Genomic DNA, 2738 nt, shown 5'->3' with positions numbered 1-2738 from the left:
CCAATCTCGGCCCCCGCGCCACCGGCAGATTGACACGCGGATCATCCAATACGGGAGCGTCGGCGTCCCCTCCGCTTCCCAGACCGGCGTTTGTCGGCCAGTACTCAGGCCGCGGCGCAAGTGCGAGATTCCGCGGATGACGACTCGCCCACACCGCATGCCGCGCCACAGCCAGCGCCCGCACCCGCCATGCCGCCACCGTCCCAAAATTGATCATCAAAGCCATCATGAACAGGAAGAGGGGAACTGCGATCACCAGTTCCAGCGGAGCCAGTCCACAACGGTCTGATCGATGCCTGCTCATCCCCAGCGTGCCCTGCGAAATCCGAGGAGCGTCGAACTGAGAGCCGTTTCGGCCTGTCGCTTCGGACTTTTTTACACCATGTCGCATACACATACCGCTTTATTCACGCCCAGAGGGTCAACCCGAGGGCATTTTTCAGTGCGGACTGATCTTCTGAATATCAGCGGCCGTCCAACCTGGAAGCGAAGGCAACCGCAAGTTCCAACCGGCGAATTCCGGCAAAGGAGGCGGAGTCTGCAGAATAGCCGGCAGACTCCACACCGTCGCCGGCTGCAAAGTACACGTCCAGTGCTGATTGAGAAGGTCCCAGTGGGTGGGCACATCCTCGCGAACAACCTGCCAGGTGCCCTCGACATTTTCTTCTTCCCCGGGTGGGGAAGTATCCTCCACGGGCAATTCGGCAAAATCGCCCGGAACGCCTCCCAGAGGATCGGTTTGCCGCTCCGGCACGAAATACTCCCACACCAACCGCCGCCGGGGAACGAACACCCGCACCTGCGCAAAGGCGATGGTGTCACTGCTCAAGGGATGACCAAACAGCCCCGGCAAGATGGGACGCATGGGTCGCCAATACGCCACTCCCACGAACGTGAAGTACTGATCCAGATGGGCGTTGGGATCCACAATTTCATCGCCGGGTGTGCGGATAACGAACGGCAGATTGCTGGCGGGATATTCATTGAGCAGCCTCTCTAACTGCCCACACGTGAAGTTGCGCCAGAGTCTGCCGAACTGGCTCATCTTGGCTTCTCGGTCGAAAAACAGCATCGCCCGATCGTTCCACATATCCAGATAATGCCGAGCGAGCCGCTGCCGCTGACTCCGCGCCGTATTGAAATAGTCCGCCTGATTAGGATACTGGTCCATGACCGGATCCACGACCGGTAGCGTCCGCTCGTAAAGCTCCCCTGCCCCACCGACGGGAGTCACGTTGGTTCGCCAGAGGACGCCCAGCATTTCACCCCGGCCGAAGTCCGGTCGGCCGTTACGTCGCGCCACCTCCATGGCAGCCTGCTGGGCAATATCCGGGAACGCGGCCACGACCGCCCGCTCATATTCCGGAATGAGTTCCTGGCTGAGGATGAATTCCAGGGTGGGCAGAATCTGCTGGCTGGCAGCAGCAGCCCATTCGCTGTAGGCCGTCACAAGAGCCTGCTCCAACGGCGTCTTCGCGGGGATGGCTGTCGCCAACGGAATGAACTTGGGAAAATTCGACTGGGCAAAAACCGGGGCTTCCTGATTCCACGTCTCGAGGATGGCGGGCACAAACTGTTCTGCATTGCGATCCCGAGCCTCCCGCATGAACGCGGTCAAGGCAAACACATCACACAGGAGATGATTACTGAAGGCGAGCGCATTCATTCCGCGGGCAATGACCACCCCGCCCGAATAGGCAACAGCATCCGCGGCATTTTGCAGCCGCATCTTGTGATCCACCGCCCGCCCCACGTTCATGACCATTCCCAGCAGAATAGTTAACAGCAGAACCGCAAAGACGGCCACGACGCTCATCGCGCCGGAGTCGTCCCTCGGTAGTCGTCGGATTCTCTCGGCAATCGGTCGCATCGCCGGTCTCTCTCCCCAGTCATGCGCACCCGGCGGGAACATCCCCTGCCAGTCCACCGGCACCCATTCTACTTCGGTCACACGACGGGTTCACATTCCCCGATGCCCCGGAGCACCGAGCAGCCTGAAGGATTCTGTCAAAACATGCTTGAAAGCCAATATGTATAAGGAATCACCGATTTTTCGCCTTCGTGTCCCAAGGTGATGGACGCCCGCAGCGGGTACGTGGCAATGCCGTTGCGGACTTCGATCTCCTGGGCCACTTTGTCAGGCAGGCCGTCAGGGCGCCGTACTGCGCGGGCCAAAAACCTGCCCGGCCCGGGGAGCAGCGCCATGTGGTGCGTGACCGTGACGGTAACCGTATCCTGAAATCCCAGTTCGTTCGGCCGAAACTGGTAAATGTCATCTTCCAGATAATAGGGCACGAGCGGCGGTTCCCGATTGGAGTGGAAAAACCGCAACTCCACTTCCGTCGCCAGCAGGGCATAGGCCAGCTTGTTTTCCAGACGTTGGGGCACCCGGGGAATACCGCTGGCGTTAGGAACATTCTGCAAATACGCCTGCCGCACCAGTTGTGCCGCCGCAGCAGCAGAGGGTGGCACGGAGAGCCCAAGATCCCGGGACGGGCAGATGGGCATCAGCGCGAGCACGGCCGCGGTGACGATCTTCTGCCACTTCGGGCTATTAGGATCGTACGGAATGATGAACGTCATCCCCCCTGATGACGGCCCGTAGTTGGGATCAGAAGGATCCACAATAGGCACAACCTGTTCTGCCGTGGGATCTGGGTAATAGCCGGGGCCTATACAGTTTTCCAGCTCGATATCGCCCACCCGAGCCGGAATCCAAACCTGCGCCGCCCGGGCCG

General features: G+C 60.2%; 3 protein-coding genes. All 3 read right to left on the bottom strand.

All coding sequences use genetic code 11. From position 1 onward, the window contains the following. Positions 1 to 304 (bottom strand): hypothetical protein (locus H5U08_RS15095; protein WP_297034850.1); only part of this gene is annotated, 304 nt, incomplete at its 3' end. Between the two features lie 135 nt (positions 305 to 439). Then, positions 440 to 1951 (bottom strand): Tad domain-containing protein, encoded by a 1512-nt coding sequence (locus tag H5U08_RS15090; protein ID WP_297034848.1) that lies wholly within the window; start codon positions 1949 to 1951, stop codon positions 440 to 442. 56 nt (positions 1952 to 2007) lie between these two features. Further along, positions 2008 to 2738 (bottom strand): hypothetical protein (locus H5U08_RS15085; protein ID WP_297034845.1); only part of this gene is annotated, 731 nt, incomplete at its 5' end.

Source organism: Thermogutta sp. (genome assembly GCF_014359955.1).
Taxonomy (GTDB): domain Bacteria; phylum Planctomycetota; class Planctomycetia; order Pirellulales; family Thermoguttaceae; genus Thermogutta.
The sequence above is the reverse complement of the archived record's forward strand: the minus strand, read 5'-3'. Positions and strand labels throughout refer to the sequence as shown.